Source organism: Streptomyces sp. NPDC127038 (genome assembly GCF_042725875.1).
GTDB lineage: Bacteria > Actinomycetota > Actinomycetes > Streptomycetales > Streptomycetaceae > Streptomyces.
The window spans coordinates 59,591-74,388 of the sequence record NZ_JBHXDQ010000027.1; the positions used below are offsets into that span (position 1 = coordinate 59,591).

General features: G+C 73.0%; 15 protein-coding genes. 9 read left to right on the forward strand and 6 right to left on the reverse strand.

All coding sequences use genetic code 11. From position 1 onward, the window contains the following. Nucleotides 1–10 precede the first annotated feature (10 nt). Genes ACFWI4_RS20210 through ACFWI4_RS20220 form a run of 3 tightly spaced genes read left to right on the forward strand, consistent with a single transcriptional unit; the run spans nucleotide 11 to nucleotide 2,615 of the window. Entirely contained in the window at nucleotides 11–802 is a 792-nt protein-coding gene (locus ACFWI4_RS20210; RefSeq protein ID WP_387197944.1) for an SDR family oxidoreductase, read from the forward strand. Between the two features lie 15 nt (nucleotides 803–817). Then, entirely contained in the window at nucleotides 818–1,429 is a 612-nt protein-coding gene (locus ACFWI4_RS20215; protein WP_387197947.1) for a TetR/AcrR family transcriptional regulator, read from the forward strand. Between the two features lie 28 nt (nucleotides 1,430–1,457). Continuing rightward, a complete protein-coding gene (locus ACFWI4_RS20220; protein ID WP_387197949.1) occupies nucleotides 1,458–2,615 on the forward strand; it encodes an acetyl-CoA C-acetyltransferase in 1,158 nt (385 codons plus the stop codon). A 54-nt stretch (nucleotides 2,616–2,669) separates the two neighbouring features. Here ACFWI4_RS20220 and ACFWI4_RS20225 read toward each other — a convergent pair whose 3' ends face one another. The 4 genes from ACFWI4_RS20225 to ACFWI4_RS20240 are packed head-to-tail and all read right to left on the reverse strand — an operon-like array spanning nucleotide 2,670 to nucleotide 6,227. Continuing rightward, complete coding sequence (locus ACFWI4_RS20225; protein WP_387197952.1) at nucleotides 2,670–3,764, reverse strand: NAD(P)H-dependent flavin oxidoreductase; 1,095 nt, start codon at nucleotides 3,762–3,764, stop codon at nucleotides 2,670–2,672. Beyond that, a complete protein-coding gene (locus ACFWI4_RS20230) occupies nucleotides 3,764–4,573 on the reverse strand; it encodes a CoA-transferase subunit beta (RefSeq protein WP_387197955.1) in 810 nt (269 codons plus the stop codon). Before ACFWI4_RS20230 ends, ACFWI4_RS20225 begins: the two co-directional genes overlap by 1 nt. Nucleotides 4,574–4,611: 38 nt before the next feature. Beyond that, the gene (locus ACFWI4_RS20235) at nucleotides 4,612–5,478 is read right to left on the reverse strand and encodes a CoA transferase subunit A (RefSeq protein WP_387197958.1); all 867 of its coding nucleotides are present in this window, start codon (nucleotides 5,476–5,478) and stop codon (nucleotides 4,612–4,614) included. Then, nucleotides 5,475–6,227 (reverse strand): enoyl-CoA hydratase family protein, encoded by a 753-nt coding sequence (locus ACFWI4_RS20240; protein ID WP_385402339.1) that lies wholly within the window; start codon nucleotides 6,225–6,227, stop codon nucleotides 5,475–5,477. Before ACFWI4_RS20240 ends, ACFWI4_RS20235 begins: the two co-directional genes overlap by 4 nt. A 100-nt stretch (nucleotides 6,228–6,327) precedes the next feature. Between ACFWI4_RS20240 and ACFWI4_RS20245 the strand changes: the two genes are divergently transcribed. Together ACFWI4_RS20245 and ACFWI4_RS20250 are read left to right on the forward strand one after the other, a co-directional pair. Further along, nucleotides 6,328–7,164: an SDR family oxidoreductase gene (locus ACFWI4_RS20245; RefSeq protein WP_387198012.1), complete on the forward strand. Its 837-nt coding sequence runs from the start codon at nucleotides 6,328–6,330 to the stop codon at nucleotides 7,162–7,164. Continuing rightward, nucleotides 7,161–8,078, forward strand: a complete 918-nt coding sequence (locus ACFWI4_RS20250) for an SDR family oxidoreductase (RefSeq protein WP_387197961.1) — start codon at nucleotides 7,161–7,163, stop codon at nucleotides 8,076–8,078. The genes ACFWI4_RS20245 and ACFWI4_RS20250 overlap by 4 nt, the downstream gene beginning before the upstream one ends. Nucleotides 8,079–8,148: 70 nt before the next feature. Here the strand turns inward: ACFWI4_RS20250 and ACFWI4_RS20255 are convergent, their stop codons facing one another. Next, a complete protein-coding gene (locus ACFWI4_RS20255) occupies nucleotides 8,149–8,889 on the reverse strand; it encodes an ankyrin repeat domain-containing protein (RefSeq protein ID WP_387197964.1) in 741 nt (246 codons plus the stop codon). A gap of 76 nt (nucleotides 8,890–8,965) precedes the next feature. Continuing rightward, nucleotides 8,966–9,859 carry a hypothetical protein gene (locus ACFWI4_RS20260; protein ID WP_387197967.1) on the reverse strand — a complete coding sequence of 298 codons (894 nt, stop codon included), beginning with the start codon at nucleotides 9,857–9,859 and terminating at the stop codon, nucleotides 8,966–8,968. Nucleotides 9,860–10,180: 321 nt separating this feature from the next. Here ACFWI4_RS20260 and ACFWI4_RS20265 point away from each other — a divergent pair, with 321 nt between their 5' ends. From ACFWI4_RS20265 to pepN, 4 genes are all read left to right on the forward strand, one after another. Further along, nucleotides 10,181–10,963, forward strand: a complete 783-nt coding sequence (locus ACFWI4_RS20265; protein WP_387197971.1) for a S1 family peptidase — start codon at nucleotides 10,181–10,183, stop codon at nucleotides 10,961–10,963. Nucleotides 10,964–11,083: 120 nt separating this feature from the next. Beyond that, complete coding sequence (locus ACFWI4_RS20270; RefSeq protein ID WP_385402324.1) at nucleotides 11,084–11,539, forward strand: GNAT family N-acetyltransferase; 456 nt, start codon at nucleotides 11,084–11,086, stop codon at nucleotides 11,537–11,539. A gap of 78 nt (nucleotides 11,540–11,617) precedes the next feature. Continuing rightward, entirely contained in the window at nucleotides 11,618–11,962 is a 345-nt protein-coding gene (locus ACFWI4_RS20275; protein ID WP_385402321.1) for a chorismate mutase, read from the forward strand. A gap of 189 nt (nucleotides 11,963–12,151) precedes the next feature. Beyond that, on the forward strand, nucleotides 12,152–14,644 hold the full coding sequence (gene pepN / locus ACFWI4_RS20280) for an aminopeptidase N (protein ID WP_387197974.1): 2,493 nt from the start codon (nucleotides 12,152–12,154) through the stop codon (nucleotides 14,642–14,644). Nucleotides 14,645–14,798 lie beyond the last annotated feature (154 nt).

The following is a 14,798-nucleotide window of genomic DNA, read 5'->3' on the forward strand; positions in this document are numbered from 1 at the left end:
GCTTGGAGGCATGAGCGACGTCGAGAGCCCGGCGTACGTACCCGGCCACGGACTCCTGAAGGGCCGCAGCGCCGTCATCACCGCGGCCGCAGGCGCGGGCATCGGCCAGGCCACCGCACGCCGGTTCCTCGAAGAAGGCGCCCGCGTCCTGATCAGCGACGCGCACACCCGCCGCCTCAAGGAGACCGCCGACACCCTGGCCGCCGAGTTCGGCCCCGGCCACGTGACCGCGCAGCCCTGCGACGTCACCTCCGAGGACCAGGTCCAGACCCTCTTCGACACCGCCACCGCCCACCACGGCCGACTGGACATCGTCGTCAACAACGCGGGCCTCGGCGGCGCCGCCCCCCTCGTCGACATGACCGACGACCAGTGGTCCACCGTCCTCGACGTCACCCTGAACGGCACCTTCCGCTGCACCCGCGCCGCCCTGCGACGCCTCAAGGAACAGGGCGACGGCGGAGCCGTCGTCAACAACGCCTCCGTCCTCGGCTGGCGCGCCCAGGCCGGACAGGCCCACTACGCCGCCGCGAAGGCCGGCGTCATGGCCCTCACCCGCTGCGCCGCCGTCGAGGCCGCCGCCTACGGCGTCCGCGTCAACGCCGTCGCACCCAGCCTCGCCCTGCACCCCCACCTGGTGAAGGTCACCACCCCCGAACTCCTGGAGGAACTGACCGCCCGCGAGGCCTTCGGCCGCCACGCCGAACCCTGGGAGGTCGCCAACGCCATCGTGTTCCTCGCCTCCGGCTACTCCTCTTACCTCACCGGCGAGGTCCTGTCCGTGAGCAGCCAGCACGCGTAGGACGACAATGACCGCGTGCCTACCAAGAAGAAGCCCCAGGTGACCGCCACCCCCGAGCGCCGCCGTGAACTCCTCGGCACCGCCGCCGAGGTGTTCGCCGAACAGGGCTACAACGCCACCACCGTCCGCAGGATCGCGGACGAGGCCGGGATGCTCGCCGGCAGCCTCTACTACCACTTCGACTCCAAGGAATCGATGCTGGAGGAGATCCTGCGCACCTTCCTCGACGAACTCTGGGACGGCTACGACACCGTCCTCGACGCCGGACTCGGCCCCCGCGAAACCCTCGAGGCCCTCGTCACCGAGTCCTTCCGCGAGATCGACCGGCACCGCGCCGCCGTCGCCATCTACCAGAAGGAATCCCGGCACCTCGCCGCACAGGAGCGCTTCGCCTTCCTCACCGAGTCCCAGCGCAACTTCGAGAAGGCCTGGCTCGGCACCCTGGAACGCGGAGTCGAGGCCCGGGTGTTCCGGGCCGACCTCGACATCCGCCTCACCTACCGGTTCGTCCGCGACACCGTCTGGGTCGCCGCCTCCTGGTACCGGCCCGGCGGCCTGCACAGCCCCGAGGAGATCGCCCGCCAGTACCTGTCGATGGTGCTCGACGGCATCTCCGTCCGCGAGTAGCCCACTCCGTCCTGCCAAGGGAGCCGTCATGGCCGAGGCCTACATCGTCGAAGCGGTCCGCACACCCGTCGGGCGGCGGAGGGGAGGACTCGCCGCCGTCCACCCCGCCGACCTCGGCGCGCACGTCCTCAGGGCCCTCCTCGAACGCTCCGGCGTGGACCCGGCGGCCGTCGAGGACGTCGTCTTCGGCTGCCTGGACACCGTCGGCCCCCAGGCCGGGGACATCGCCCGCACCAGCTGGCTGGCGGCCGGACTGCCCGAGGAGGTCCCCGGAGTCACCGTCGACCGGCAGTGCGGCTCCTCCCAGCAGGCCGTCCACTTCGCCGCCCAGGCCGTCCTGTCCGGCACCCAGGACCTCGTCGTCGCCGGCGGCGTGCAGAACATGAGCCAGATCCCCATCGCCTTCGCCTCCCGCCGGGCCGCCGAACCCCTCGGCCTCACCCAAGGCCCCTTCGCCGGCAGCGAGGGCTGGCGCGCACGCTACGGCGACCGCCCCGTCGACCAGTTCCACGGCGCCGAACTCATCGCCGCCAAATGGGGCATCAGCCGCCGCGACCAGGAGGAGTTCGCCCTCCGCTCCCACCAGCGGGCGATCCGCGCCGCCGACGAGGGCCGCTTCGCCCGCGAGACCGTCCCCCACGGAGACGTCACCGCCGACGAGGGCCCCCGCCGCGACACCACCCTGGAGAAGATGGCCGCCCTCAGGCCGGTCGTCGAGGGCGGCACCATCACCGCCGCCTGCTCCTCCCAGGTCTCCGACGGCGCGGCCGCGATGCTGCTCGCCTCCGAACGGGCCCTGAACGAACACGGTCTGACCCCCCGCGCCCGCGTCCACCACCTCTCCGTACGCGGCGAGGACCCCATCCGTATGCTCTCGGCCCCCATCCCCGCCACCGCCCACGCCCTGAAGAAGACCGGCATGTCCATCGGCGACATCGACCTCGTCGAGATCAACGAGGCGTTCGCCCCGGTCGTCCTCGCCTGGCTCAAGGAGACCGGCGCCGACCCCGCGAAGGTCAACGTCAACGGCGGCGCCATCGCGCTCGGCCACCCACTCGGCGCTACCGGCGTGCGCCTGATGACCACCCTGCTGCACGAACTGGAACGCACCGGCGGCCGCTACGGACTCCAGACGATGTGCGAGGGCGGCGGCCAGGCGAACGTGACGATCATCGAACGGCTCTGAGGGAACCCGGCGCGACCACCGGCGCCCGAACCCGCGTGCCGGTCGGGCGGGCCGTCATTCCGGCGGCCCGCCGCAGGCCTCCGCCCACGGGCGGTCCGTTCCGTCCGCCGCGGGAAGCCCCTCCAGCGTGGCGTGCGCCTGAGCCATCACCCGCTCCACCAGCTCCGCGCACGACGGGAGGTCCTCGATCACCCCGGCGACCTGCCCCGACGCCATCACCCCGAGATCCGTCCGGCCGTCCACCATCGACGCCTTCAGCAGCATCGGGGTGTTGGCCGCGAGCAGGACCTGGCTCCAGGTCAGCTCCCGTCCGTGCCGCATGGCGAGGCCGTCGCGGACCATCCGCCGCCAGGTCAGCCCCGAGACCCGCCGGAACCCGGCCGCGCGCCGCACCGCCCGGACCAGGGACCCGGCGCGCCCCGCCGTCTCCAGGGCGTCGACGAAGTCGCTGCGCAGCATGCGGTGCGGCAGCCCGTCGACGGCCGTCGTCACGGTGACGTCCTTCACGGTCGCCGCCAGATACCGCGCCTTCACCGCGTCCGGGACCGTCGAGTCCGAGGTCAGCAGGAACCGCGTGCCCATCGCGATGCCCGCCGCCCCGTAGGCCAGTGCCGCCACCAGCCCCCGCCCGTCGTGGAAGCCGCCCGCCGCGACCACGGGTATGTCCACGGCGTCCACCACCTGGGGCAGCAGCACGCTCGTCGCCACCTCCCCGGTGTGACCGCCGCCCTCGCCGCCCTGCACGATCACCGCGTCGGCGCCCCACGCGGCCACCTTCTCGGCGTGCCGCCTGGCCCCCACGGACGGCACGACGACCACTCCCGCCTCCTTCAGCCCGGCGATCAGCTCACGGGACGGGGCCAGCGCGAAGGACGCGACCCGCACCCCCTCGTCGACGATGATCCGCACCCGGTCGCCCGCGTCCCCGGCGTCGGCCCGCAGATTCACCCCGAACGGCCGGTCCGTACGGGACTTGACCTCCCGCACCGCGTCACGGAGCTGGTCGAGGGTCATCGTCGCCGACGCCAGGATGCCCAGCGCGCCCGCGTTCGCCGTCGCCGAGACCAGCCGGGGGCCCGCCACCCAGCCCATGCCGGTCTGCACGACGGGATGCCGGACCCCGACGAGCCGGGTCAGAGCCGTCTCCATCAGCGCACGCTCCCGGCCGCACCGCCCCGCGGATCGGGCACCTCGCGTTCGCGCCGGCCCTCCGGGTCGAGCACCGTGCGGATCAGCTCCAGCTCCCGCGAGGTCGGCTCGCGCGTGAACGGCACCTCGTCCGGAACCACCAGCGGGAATCCCGTCGCCTCCCCGACCTGCTCGACGGTGACGCCCGGGTGGACGGACGCCAGCCGCATCGAGTGGTCGGGCGTCGCGAAGTCGAGGACGGCCAGGTCGGTCACCACCCGGGGGAGGCGATGGAAGCGGGTGGCGCTCGGGCCCGCGGCCGCCGCCCGTTCGTACCCCACCCCGCACACCATGTCGACCCGTTCCACGAACACCCGCGGAGAGTGCCGGGGTATCCAGTAACTGGTCGGGTTGTTCAACGTGTTGACCGGAGCGCCGCGCACCCCCAGCAGCTGGCGGCGGGGCCGGGACCAGTCGCCGACGCACGAGATGTTCTGGTTGCCGAACCGGTCGATCTGGCTCGCCCCCATCATCACGTGCCGCCGCCCGCCGGTCACCGCCGTCAGATGCCTGCGGTACGGCAGCCAGCCCTCCACCGTGCCGTCCGGGCCGACGAGGAGCGCCTCTCCGTCGGTCAGCAGCAGATCCGGCGAGAAGGTGTGCCGGGCCAGCCGGGCGCCGACGGACGGGATCAGGCCCATCGGGCTGGCCAGCACCTCGCCGTCGTCCCGCCAGGCCTCGGCGCACGCGATCACGCAGTACTCGGCCCGGGTGACCCGCACGGGTCCCTCCCCTTCCCCCGTCACCGCCTTCTCCCGTTCCTCCGTCACCGCTTCCTCTCCTGCCCCCGGCACCGCCCGCTCCCCGCTCACCGGCCCTCCTCCTCCCGCCAGGCCCGCACGGCACCCTGATAGGCGTCCTCGCCACCGCCGAGGAACCGCTCGGCGAACTCGGCGTACGGCGTGGTCGCGTACAGCTTCTGGAACGCCTCGTCCCGCCCGTAGTCGGGGACGCACGAGGTGAAGTGCGCGCCGTTCGGCGTCTCCACCACACCGGTCACCGACGACCGCTGGAGCAGCAGGGTCTGCGGCGCCGCCTCCTTGGTCAGCTCCGCCGTGTCGACGATCCGTTCGCAGGAGACGTACGCCGTGTCCGCCGCCTCGCAGAACAGGTCGTCGAAGTACGGATCGGGGCCCAGATAGCAGCCGTTGCCCGCGCGGTCCGCCCGGTTCATGTGCACCAGGGCCGCGTCCAGGCGCAGCGCGGGCATCGCGATCAGCTCCTCCCGTATCCCGGTGACCGCATCCGGGTACGGCGAGGTGACCGTCCGCAGTCCGGGGTCGGCCCGCATCACGTCCGAACCGAGCCCCGCCCGCACCGGGAGGAACGGCAGCCGGTTCGCCGCCGCGTGCAGCCCCCACATGAACATGGCCTCGTCCACCTCCCGCAGTTCGAACGCCCCGCGCTCGCGGGCCGCGCGGTAGTGCGGTTCGAGCGGGACGGAGTCGAGCGTCACGAAAGGCGCCACCAGGGTGCGGATACGGCCGGCGGCGGCCAGCAGCCCGACGTCGGGACCGCCGTACGACACCACCGTCAGATCGGTGATCTCGCTGCGGAGCAGTGCTCTCACCAGGGCCATCGGCTTGCGGCGCGAACCCCAGCCGCCGATGCCGAGGGTCATCCCGCTCTCCAGCCGGCCGACGACGTCCTGCGCCGACATGGTCTTGTCGCTCACCGGGGGGCCTCCTTGCCGAAGGTGTCACGGACGCGGGCCGCCACTCCTGCGAGGCCGGCCTCGAAGGTGAAGCCCTGTTCGAAGCGGTAGCTGCGGCGCACGTCCACCGGGTCGATGCCGTTGATCGCGGCCTTGGCGAGCCGGAGGAGCTGCCCGTCCTTCGCGGCCATCTCGCGCGCCAGTTCCAGCGCAGCCGACCGCAGTTCCGCGCGCGGCACGACCCGCCACACCGAGCCGTGGGCGTGCAGCTCGGCCGCCGTCGCCGTGCGCGAGGTGTAGTACAGGACGCGCATCAGATGCTGGGGGACGAGCCGGGACAGATGCGTGGCCGCGCCGAGCGCGCCCCGGTCCAGCTCGGGCAGGCCGAAGACGGCGTCCTCGCTCGCCACGATCGCGTCCGCGTTCCCCGCCAGCCCGATGCCGCCGCCCAGACAGAAGCCGTGCACCGCCGCCACGACGGGCACCTCGCACTCGTACACCGCCGCGAAGGCCTCGGCGCAGCCGCGGTTCGCCCCGATCAGCGCGCCATGGCCGGTCCGGTCGCGTTGCAGCTCCTTGATGTCGACGCCCGCGTTGAACCCGCGTCCCTCCGCTCTCAGTACGACACAGCGGATCCCGGGGTCGCCGCCCGCCGTGCGCACGGCGTCGGCGAGGTCGAACCAGCCCCGCACCGGCAGTGCGTTGACCGGCGGGAAGTCGACCGTGACGACGGAAATCCCCTTTTCCGGGGACGAGGTGGAGACACCCATGGGGACATCAGCTACCTTTCCACCAAACGTTTGTTAGGTGTGATGCGAAGCTAGCAGCGATCGCGGCCGCGCGGGAGGCCCTGTGGACAACCCGGACACCATGAACCGGCCCGGCACCTCGGGCCACCCCGACGACTCGACCCGGTCCGACGTCCCGCCGGACCTCGGTGGCCGGACCGTCGTCGTCACCGGCGGCACCCGGGGCGTCGGGGCGGGCATCGCCCTGGCCTTCGAGCGGGCCGGCGCCCACGTCGTGGTCTGTGCCCGCAGGCCTCCCGAAGTCCCCCTCGGCAAGGCCGACTTCGTCCCCGTCGACCTGCGCGACCCGGCCGCGGTCCTGGCCTTCTTCGACGCCCTGCCCCGCCTCGACGTCCTGGTCAACAACGCGGGCGGCGCCCCCTACCGGCCCCTCGCCGAGGCGGACGCGGAGCGGCACGCCCGGGTGATCGAACTCAACCTCACCGCGCCCCTCACCGCGTCGATCGCGGCCCACGATCACCTCAGACGGACCCGCGGTTCCATCGTGATGATCGGCAGCGTGAGCGGCTCACGCCCCTCGCCCGGGACCGCCGCCTACGGCGCGGCCAAGGCGGGACTGGAGAGCCTGGCCCGTTCGATGGCCGTCGAGTGGGCGCCGGAGATCCGCGTCAACACCCTGGTCGTCGGCATGGTCCGCACCGAACTGGCCCATCTGCACTACGGCGGGGAGGACGGCGTCGCCGCCGTCGCCCGCACCGTTCCGCTGGGCCGCCTCGCCAGGCCCGCCGACGTCGGCGCCGCCGCCGTCTTCCTCGCCTCCGACGCCGCCGCCTACATCAGCGGCGCCTCCGTCCTCGTCCACGGAGGCGGCGAGCGGCCCGCCTTCCTCGACGCCGCCACCGCCAACAAGGACCGGCGGACCACCGCCGGCCACGACAGCCGGGGAGAGACACGATGAGCGCACGACTGCTGTGCGAGGGGCGGGTCGTGATCGTCACGGGCGCGGGCCGCGGACTCGGCAGGGCGCACGCGCTGGCGTACGCGGCCGAGGGCGCCCGGCTCGTGGTCAACGACCTCGGCGTCGGCCTCGACGGCACCCCCGCGGCGGACGGCCCGGCCGCCCGGGTGGCCGAGGAGATCCGCGCGGCGGGCGGCGAGGCGGTGGCCCACGGCGGCGACATCGCGACCACCGACGGCGCCGCGTCGCTCGTCCGCACCGCCCTGGAGACGTACGGGCGGCTCGACACCCTCGTCAACAACGCCGGGTTCCTGCGCGACCGGATGCTCGTCAACCTCGACGAGGACGACTGGGACGCCGTCGTGCGGGTCCATCTGAAGGGGCACTTCCTGCCGCTCCGACAGGCCGCGGCCCACTGGCGGGCCGAGGCCAAGGCGGGCCGGACGCCCGAGGCCAGGGTCGTCAACACCGGCAGCGGGGCGGGCCTGCTCGGCTCGGTCGGCCAGGGAAACTACAGCGCCGCCAAGGCCGGGATCGTCGGACTCACGCTGGTCGCGGCGGCCGAGATGCGGCGGTACGGCGTCCAGGTCAACGCCATCGCCCCGGCCGCCCGCACGCGGATGACCGAGCGCGCCTTCGCCGCCACCATGGCGGCCCCCGCCGACGGCTTCGACGCCATGGACCCGGCCAATGTCTCGCCGCTGGTCGTCTGGCTCGGATCGGCGGCGAGCGCCGGCGTCACCGGCCGTGTCTTCGAGACCGAGGGCGGCCGGATCACGGTGATGGAGGGCTGGCGGCCGGGCCCGAGCGCCGACAAGGGAGCCCGGTGGACGCCGGCGGAGGCCGGGGCGACGGCCCGCGAACTCCTGGAGCGGGCCGCGACTCCCCAGGCGGTGTACGGGTCCGGCTCCTGAGGACCGGCACGGCCGTTCGCTTGTCGGTACCTGTGTCGGTACCTGTCGGCCCCCTCGGCCCCCGTCGGACTCAGTGGCGCGTCGTGCTCGCCTTCAGCAGGGTGACGATCTCCGCGTGACCGGTCTGGAGGTCGTCGCCCGCGAACGGCCTGCCCCCGGCGTCCAGGAGCTGGACCTCGACGACGGTGCCCTCCGGCGACGCGTGCCGGTGGGTGACCGAGGCGTGCCCGGGGCCGTGCGCGCGGGCCAGACCCTCCCGGAGCTCGGCCTCGACACCGACGCCCAGCAGACGCCGGGCCTCCGCCAGCGCCTCGCCCCGGGCGCCCGCCCCGTGCGCGAGCAGGGCCCGTACGCACCCCGCCGACCCCCGGTGCGCGGCCGTCACCAGCGGGGGTTCGCCCCCCGGCCCCGGACGGCAGGGATCCGCGCCCGCCCCGAGCAGCGCCTCCGCGACGGCGGTGTGACCCCGGCGCAACGCCCAGGTCAGCGCGGTGAAACCGAACGCCTCCACCGTGTCCGGACGCGCCCCCGCCGCGAGCAGGGCGGCGACCACCTCCGTGTGACCGCCGCAGGCGGCTCCGCACAGGGGAGCGTCCGTGCCCAGGCTGAGCCGGTCGGGCTCGGCGCCGACGGCCAGCAGCAGCCGTACGACGCCGGGCCGGTCGCTCACCGCGGCCAGGTACAGGGCGCTCTGCCCGTCCTCGTCGACCGCCTCGGGACTCACGCCCGCCCGCAGCAGCCGTACGACCGTGTCCTCGTCGCCCTCGTACACGGCGGGGAAGAGAAGCGCGGTGGGGTCGTTCGTGCTCATCCTTCGACCCTCGCTCGCCACCGGCACGCGAGGCAAAGACTTTCGGGGTGTCGTGCCTCACCCGCGAGGTGCCGTCCTAGGTGTCGCACTCCAGCACCGTGCGGCACAGCGCGCACCGTGCGCGCACCCGGCCCCGGACCGGCACCCGGATGCGCTGGTGGCAGGTCGGGCAGGGGAAGGAGACGCGCAGCGGTCCGTGGTCGTCGGGCGCGAACGCGTAGGGGACGCCGGAGTGGTCGGGGGCGTGGTGGTCCTGGGCGTGCCGGCGGTCGCGGGCGTAGCGGCGGCGGCCAGCCCAGCCCGCCGCGGTCAGCGGGGGCTGCCGCGCGTCGCGCTCGGCCAGTTCCATGCCCTTGGTGTACGCGGTGTACGCCTGCGCGCTGGTGAACCACACGGAGGGGTCCTCGCCGAAGACCAGGGCGCGCTTGGCGAGGACGTAGCCGAACTCCTCGGGGGTCAGATAGCCGAGCTTCTGCGAGGAGGCGCCGTCCTCGCGGTAGGCGTCGAGGAGGAGCCAGCCCGCTCCGAGGTAGGCCGCGGCGGTGTCGGTGAGGATCTCGGTGTCGCGGGTGCCGGGGAAGGAGAGGTCCAGGCGGTGCAGGTAGACGTGCATCACCTCGTGGGCGAGCGCGGCGCCGATGTCCCTGCGGTGCGTGCGGAAGCGGTCGTTCAGCTCGATGAAGTACTCGGGTCCCGCGGCGAGTTCGACGTGGGCCGCGTGGGTCATCTCGCGGAAGCCGACGATCATCCGGGCGTCGGGGAGCCGGTAGTGCCTGACCATCTCGCGGGCGACGCGCTGGGCGCCCAGATGCAGGTCGTCGACGTCCGCGAAGGCCACGTCGGCGGGGGTCACGCTGGCCGCGAACGTGTGGATGGTGTCGTACGAGAGCCGCTTGTACAGCGCGGTGATCGATGCCCGCACCGTGTCCAGATGCGGGTAGCCGTGCTCGACGGGTCCGCCGTTCGCCACGCCCGCACCCCCAGAAGACGCCGGAACTCCTCTCCACTGTAAGCGGGGTTCCGTCCGGGGGCGGGGGAGCGGGGCGGACGGGACGCGGCTCGTGCCTCCTGCCCACGCCGGTCCTTCCGGCCGGATGGCGGCTTCCGGCCCGTGTCCCGGTCAGGCCTTCCTGGCCGGAACGCGGCTCTTGCCCGGTATGGCGGGCGGTCCTCATAATCCCACCAGCTTGGCAGGTGCATGCTCAAAAGGTCCCGTGCCGGAAACGCGCGGGCCTCGAAGGCGCTCTCCGTGTGCCCGCCCGGCGGACAACCCCCCACGAAAGGAACCCCGTTGAAGTCTCCCAGGAAGCACCGCGTCCTCAGAAGACTGCTCGCCGTCGGCGCGGTCGCGCTCGCCGCCGTGTCCCTCCAGCCGCTGTCCGCGAACGCCGCCCCCGCGCCCGTCGTCGGCGGGACACGCGCCGCCCAGGGCGAGTTCCCCTTCATGGTCCGCCTCTCCATGGGCTGCGGCGGAGCCCTCTACACCAAGAGCATCGTCCTGACCGCCGCCCACTGCGTGAACGGCTCCGGCACCAACACCTCCATCACCGCCACCGCCGGCGTCGTCGACCTCCAGAGCGGCAGCGCCGTCAAGGTCAAGTCCACCAAGGTGCTCCAGGCCCCCGGCTACACCGGCAAGGGCAAGGACTGGGCCCTGATCAAACTCGCCCGGCCCATCGACCTGCCCACCCTGAAGATCGCCACCAACACCGCCTACAACAACGGCGACTTCACCATCGCCGGCTGGGGCGCCGCCCGCGAAGGAGGCGGACAGCAGCGCTACCTCCTCAAGGCCACCGTCCCCTTCGTCGACGACGCCACCTGTCAACAGGCGTACGGCAGCGACCTCGTCCCCAGCGACGAGATCTGCGCCGGATTCGTCACCCAGGGCGGCGTTGACACCTGCCAGGGCGACTCCGGCGGACCCATGTTCCGCAAGGACGACACCGGGGCCTACCTCCAGGTCGGCATCGTCAGCTGGGGCCAGGGCTGCGCCGAGCCCGGATACCCCGGCGTCTACAGCGAGGTCTCGACCTTCGCCGCCGACATAGCCCGAGCGGCCGCCGGCCTCTGACCCCACCGGAACAGCGCCACCGCACGAGCGGCGCCCGCGACCCGGCTCGCGGGCGCCCACCGACCGCACGGTCGGTAAAACCGCTACTGCGCCCATGGGCCGCGTTGGCATACTCGGCCCATGACCAGCCCCCGCCCCCAGCCCGTCACCGCCTCCCTGCTGATCGGCGCCAAGGACGACGCCCTGCAACAGCGGCTCGACGACGAACTCACCGCCTTCAACGCGCGAGCCACCGGTGCAGGTGACCCCGAACCCGTCTCGGTCAAGGTCACCGACGCCGACGGGGAACTCGTCGGCGGACTCACCGCCTGGGTGTGGGGCAGCTGCTGCGCGGTCGACATGCTCTGGGTGCGGGCCGACCAGCGCCACGCGGGCTGGGGCGCCAAGCTCCTGCGCGCGGCGGAGGAGGAGAGCGTCCGGCGCGGCTGCACCGAGATGATCGTCTCCTCCTTCACCTTCCAGGCCCCCGACTTCTACCGGGGTCACGGCTACCGCGAGACCGGCCGCACCGACGGCATCCCCGGCGGACACCAGGACGTGCACTTCCACAAGACGCTCACCGTCTCGCACCCCTAGGCCGTGTCCTGGGCCGTGTCCGACCAGCTCCCGGACACCGATGATCGCGCCGCCGCGATCCACGTAGGGTTGGCTGTCATGACCACCAGCAAGCCCCAGGAAGCCGGCCCCGACGTCAGGGCGGAGCTCGCCCGGCTGCGCGACAGCATCGACAACATCGACGCCGCCGTCGTCCACATGCTCGCCGAACGCTTCAAGTGCACCCAGCAGGTCGGCCACCTCAAGGCCGCCCACCACCTGCCGCCCGCCGACCCCTCCCGCGAGGCCCACCAGATCGCCCGGCTGCGCAGCCTCGCCGAGAACGCCAAACTCGACCCGGCCTTCGCCGAGAAGCTGCTGAACTTCATCATCGCCGAGGTCATCCGCCACCACGAACGCATCGCGGACGACGCGGGCGGCGGCACGGCCGACCCGCAGGAGTGACACCGCCCGGCCGCCCGCGACCCTGCCGCCCCGCCTGCCCGGAGCCCTCCCCGGTCCCGGGCAACCCACGGCCCCGGTCGCCCGCGGCCCCGGCGGCGCACCAGGCAGCAGTGTGTGACCGGGCGGCCGCAAAGCGTACATAGCGGACCACCCCTGTGTCCCGACCCCACCATCGGGCAGCATGGCCTCATGTCCGTACTGACGCGCGACGAAGCGCAGACCCGTGCCAAGCTCCTCGACGTCCACCACTACGGGATCGAACTCGACCTGACCGGAGGGGACGAGACCTTCGACTCCCTGACCGTCATCCGGTTCACCGCCCGAGCCGAAGCGGACACCTTCGTCGAGCTGAAGCCCGCCGAACTGCGCTCCGTCACCCTCGACGGCCGGCCCCTCGACCCGGAGACCCTGGACGAGAACCGGCTGCCCCTGAAGGGACTCACCGCCGGCGAGCACGAACTGCGCGTCGACGCCTCCATGCGCTACTCCCGCACCGGGGAGGGCATGCACCGCTTCACCGACCCCACCGACGGCGAGACCTACCTCTACACCCAGCTGTTCATGGAGGACGTCCAGCGCGTCTTCGCCGCCTTCGACCAGCCCGACCTCAAGTCCGTCTTCGACCTCTCCGTCACCGCCCCCGAAGGCTGGACCGTCCTCGCCAACGGCGTCACCGAACACCTCGGAGACGGCCACTGGAAGGCCGCCCCCACCCCCCTGATCTCGACCTACCTCGTCGCCGTCGCCGCCGGCCCCTGGCACTCCGTACGCACCGAGCACGCCGGCCTGCCCTTCGGCCTGCACTGCCGCCGCTCCCTCGCCCCGTACCTCGACGCCGACGCCGACGAGATCCTCGACATCACCCGCGCCTGCTACGACCGGTACCACGAGAAGTTCGACGAGCCCTACCCCTTCGACTCCTACGACCAGGCGTTCGTCCCCGAGTTCAACGCCGGCGCCATGGAGAACCCCGGACTCGTCACCTTCCGCGACGAGTTCATCTACCGCTCCGCCGTCACCGACACCGAGCGCCAGACCCGCGCCATGGTCATCGCCCACGAGATGGCCCACATGTGGTTCGGCGACCTCGTCACCCTGCGCTGGTGGGACGACATCTGGCTCAACGAGTCCTTCGCCGAGTACATGGGCTACCAGACCCTCACCGAAGCCACCCGCTTCACCGACACCTGGGTCGACTTCGCCGTCGCCCGCAAGTCCTGGGGCTACGACGCCGACCAGCGCCCCTCCACCCACCCCGTGGCCCCCGACCCGGACGCCGTCCCCGACACCGCGTCCGCCATGCTCAACTTCGACGGCATCTCCTACGCCAAGGGCGCCTCCGCCCTCCGCCAGCTCGTCACCTGGCTCGGCGAGAAGGACTTCCTCGCGGGCATCAACACCCACTTCGCCCGCCACAGGTTCGGCAACGCCACCCTCGCCGACTTCATCGACAACCTCGCCTCCGCCACCGAACGCGACGTCCACGCCTGGGCCGAGGCCTGGCTGCGCACCACCGGCGTCGACACCGTCGAGCCCGGGATCACCGAGGCCGACGGCCAGTGGCAGCTCACCGTCGCCCACCGCGGCAGCCGCCCCCACCGCATCGCCGCCGGCGCCTACGACACAGTCCCCGGCGAGGAGACCCGGCTCACCCTGCGCGAGCGCTTCGAACTCGACGTCCCCCAGGGCGACTCCGCCGTCACACGGTCGGGCCGGCGCCCCGACCTGCTCCTCCTCAACGACGGCGACCTCACCTACGCCAAGGTCCGCTTCGACGCCAAGTCCTTCCAGACCGTGCGCGCCGCGCTCTCCGGCCTCCCCGACCCCCTCACCCGGGCCGTCGTCTGGAACGCCCTGCGCGACGCGGTACGCGACGGCGAACTGCCTCCCATGGACTACATCGAGGCAGCCCGCACCCACCTGCCGCACGAGACCGACCTCGCCGTCGTCCAAGGCGTCCTCACCTTCGCCACCGTCCACGTCGCCGACCGCTTCCTGGCCCCCGAACACCGGCCCACCGCCCTCGCCACCCTCACCGACCTGTGCCGCGACCTCCTCCGCCGCACCGAGGACGGCTCCCACCCCGGCCTGCGCCTCACCGCCGTACGCCACCTCATCGACGTCGCCGTCCACCCCGACACCATCAGCGCCTGGTTCTCCGAGGGCACCGTCCCCGGCGGCCCCGAGCTCGACCCCGAGCTGCGCTGGCGCATCCTCGGCCGGCTCAGCGTCCTCGGTGCCGTCGACGACGCCGTGATCGAGGCCGAACTCGTCCAGGACCCCAGCGCCACCGGCCAGGAGGGCGCCGCCCGCTGCCGCGCCGCCCTGCCCGACCCCCAGGCCAAGGCCGCCGCCTGGGACGCCATGTTCGCCCGCGACGACCTCTCCAACTACCTGTTCACCGCCACCGCCCAGGGCTTCTGGCAGCCCGAGCAGACCCACCTCGTCCACGAGTACGCCGAGCGCTACTGGGCCGACGCCGTGGCCGTCGCCGAACGGCGCGGCCCCGCCATCGCCGAGGCCGCCGGCCGCTGGGCCTTCCCCGCCTGCCTCGTCACCCCCGAGACCCTCGCCCTCGGCGAGAGCTGTCTGCGCGACGCCGACCCCATCCCGGCGCTGCGCCGCAAGCTCACCGACCAGCTCGACGACCTCGCCCGGGCCCTGCGGGTGAGGCAGGCCTAACCACCACCCGGACACCAGCTCCGGACACCACACCAGACACCCAGACACCAGGCACCAGACACCAGAAGCGAACCCGGACGCCGGACAGCTGCCCCAGCAGCCGTCCGGCGTCCGTCGCGTTCGGCGTGCCCGGCGGCTCCACTCACACAAATCG

Bases quoted from the DNA above. Each gene is read 5' to 3' on its own strand.
- ACFWI4_RS20240 (WP_385402339.1), bottom strand. From the start codon at position 6,227: ATGGGTGTCTCCACCTCGTCCCCGGAAAAGGGGATTTCCGTCGTCACG.
- ACFWI4_RS20220 (WP_387197949.1), top strand. From the start codon at position 1,458: ATGGCCGAGGCCTACATCGTCGAAGCGGTCCGCACACCCGTCGGGCGG.
- ACFWI4_RS20275 (WP_385402321.1), top strand. From the start codon at position 11,618: ATGACCACCAGCAAGCCCCAGGAAGCCGGCCCCGACGTCAGGGCGGAG.
- pepN (WP_387197974.1), top strand. From the start codon at position 12,152: ATGTCCGTACTGACGCGCGACGAAGCGCAGACCCGTGCCAAGCTCCTC.
- ACFWI4_RS20250 (WP_387197961.1), top strand. From the start codon at position 7,161: ATGAGCGCACGACTGCTGTGCGAGGGGCGGGTCGTGATCGTCACGGGC.
- ACFWI4_RS20255 (WP_387197964.1), bottom strand. From the start codon at position 8,889: ATGAGCACGAACGACCCCACCGCGCTTCTCTTCCCCGCCGTGTACGAG.
- ACFWI4_RS20210 (WP_387197944.1), top strand. From the start codon at position 11: ATGAGCGACGTCGAGAGCCCGGCGTACGTACCCGGCCACGGACTCCTG.
- ACFWI4_RS20245 (WP_387198012.1), top strand. From the start codon at position 6,328: ATGAACCGGCCCGGCACCTCGGGCCACCCCGACGACTCGACCCGGTCC.
- ACFWI4_RS20225 (WP_387197952.1), bottom strand. From the start codon at position 3,764: ATGGAGACGGCTCTGACCCGGCTCGTCGGGGTCCGGCATCCCGTCGTG.
- ACFWI4_RS20270 (WP_385402324.1), top strand. From the start codon at position 11,084: ATGACCAGCCCCCGCCCCCAGCCCGTCACCGCCTCCCTGCTGATCGGC.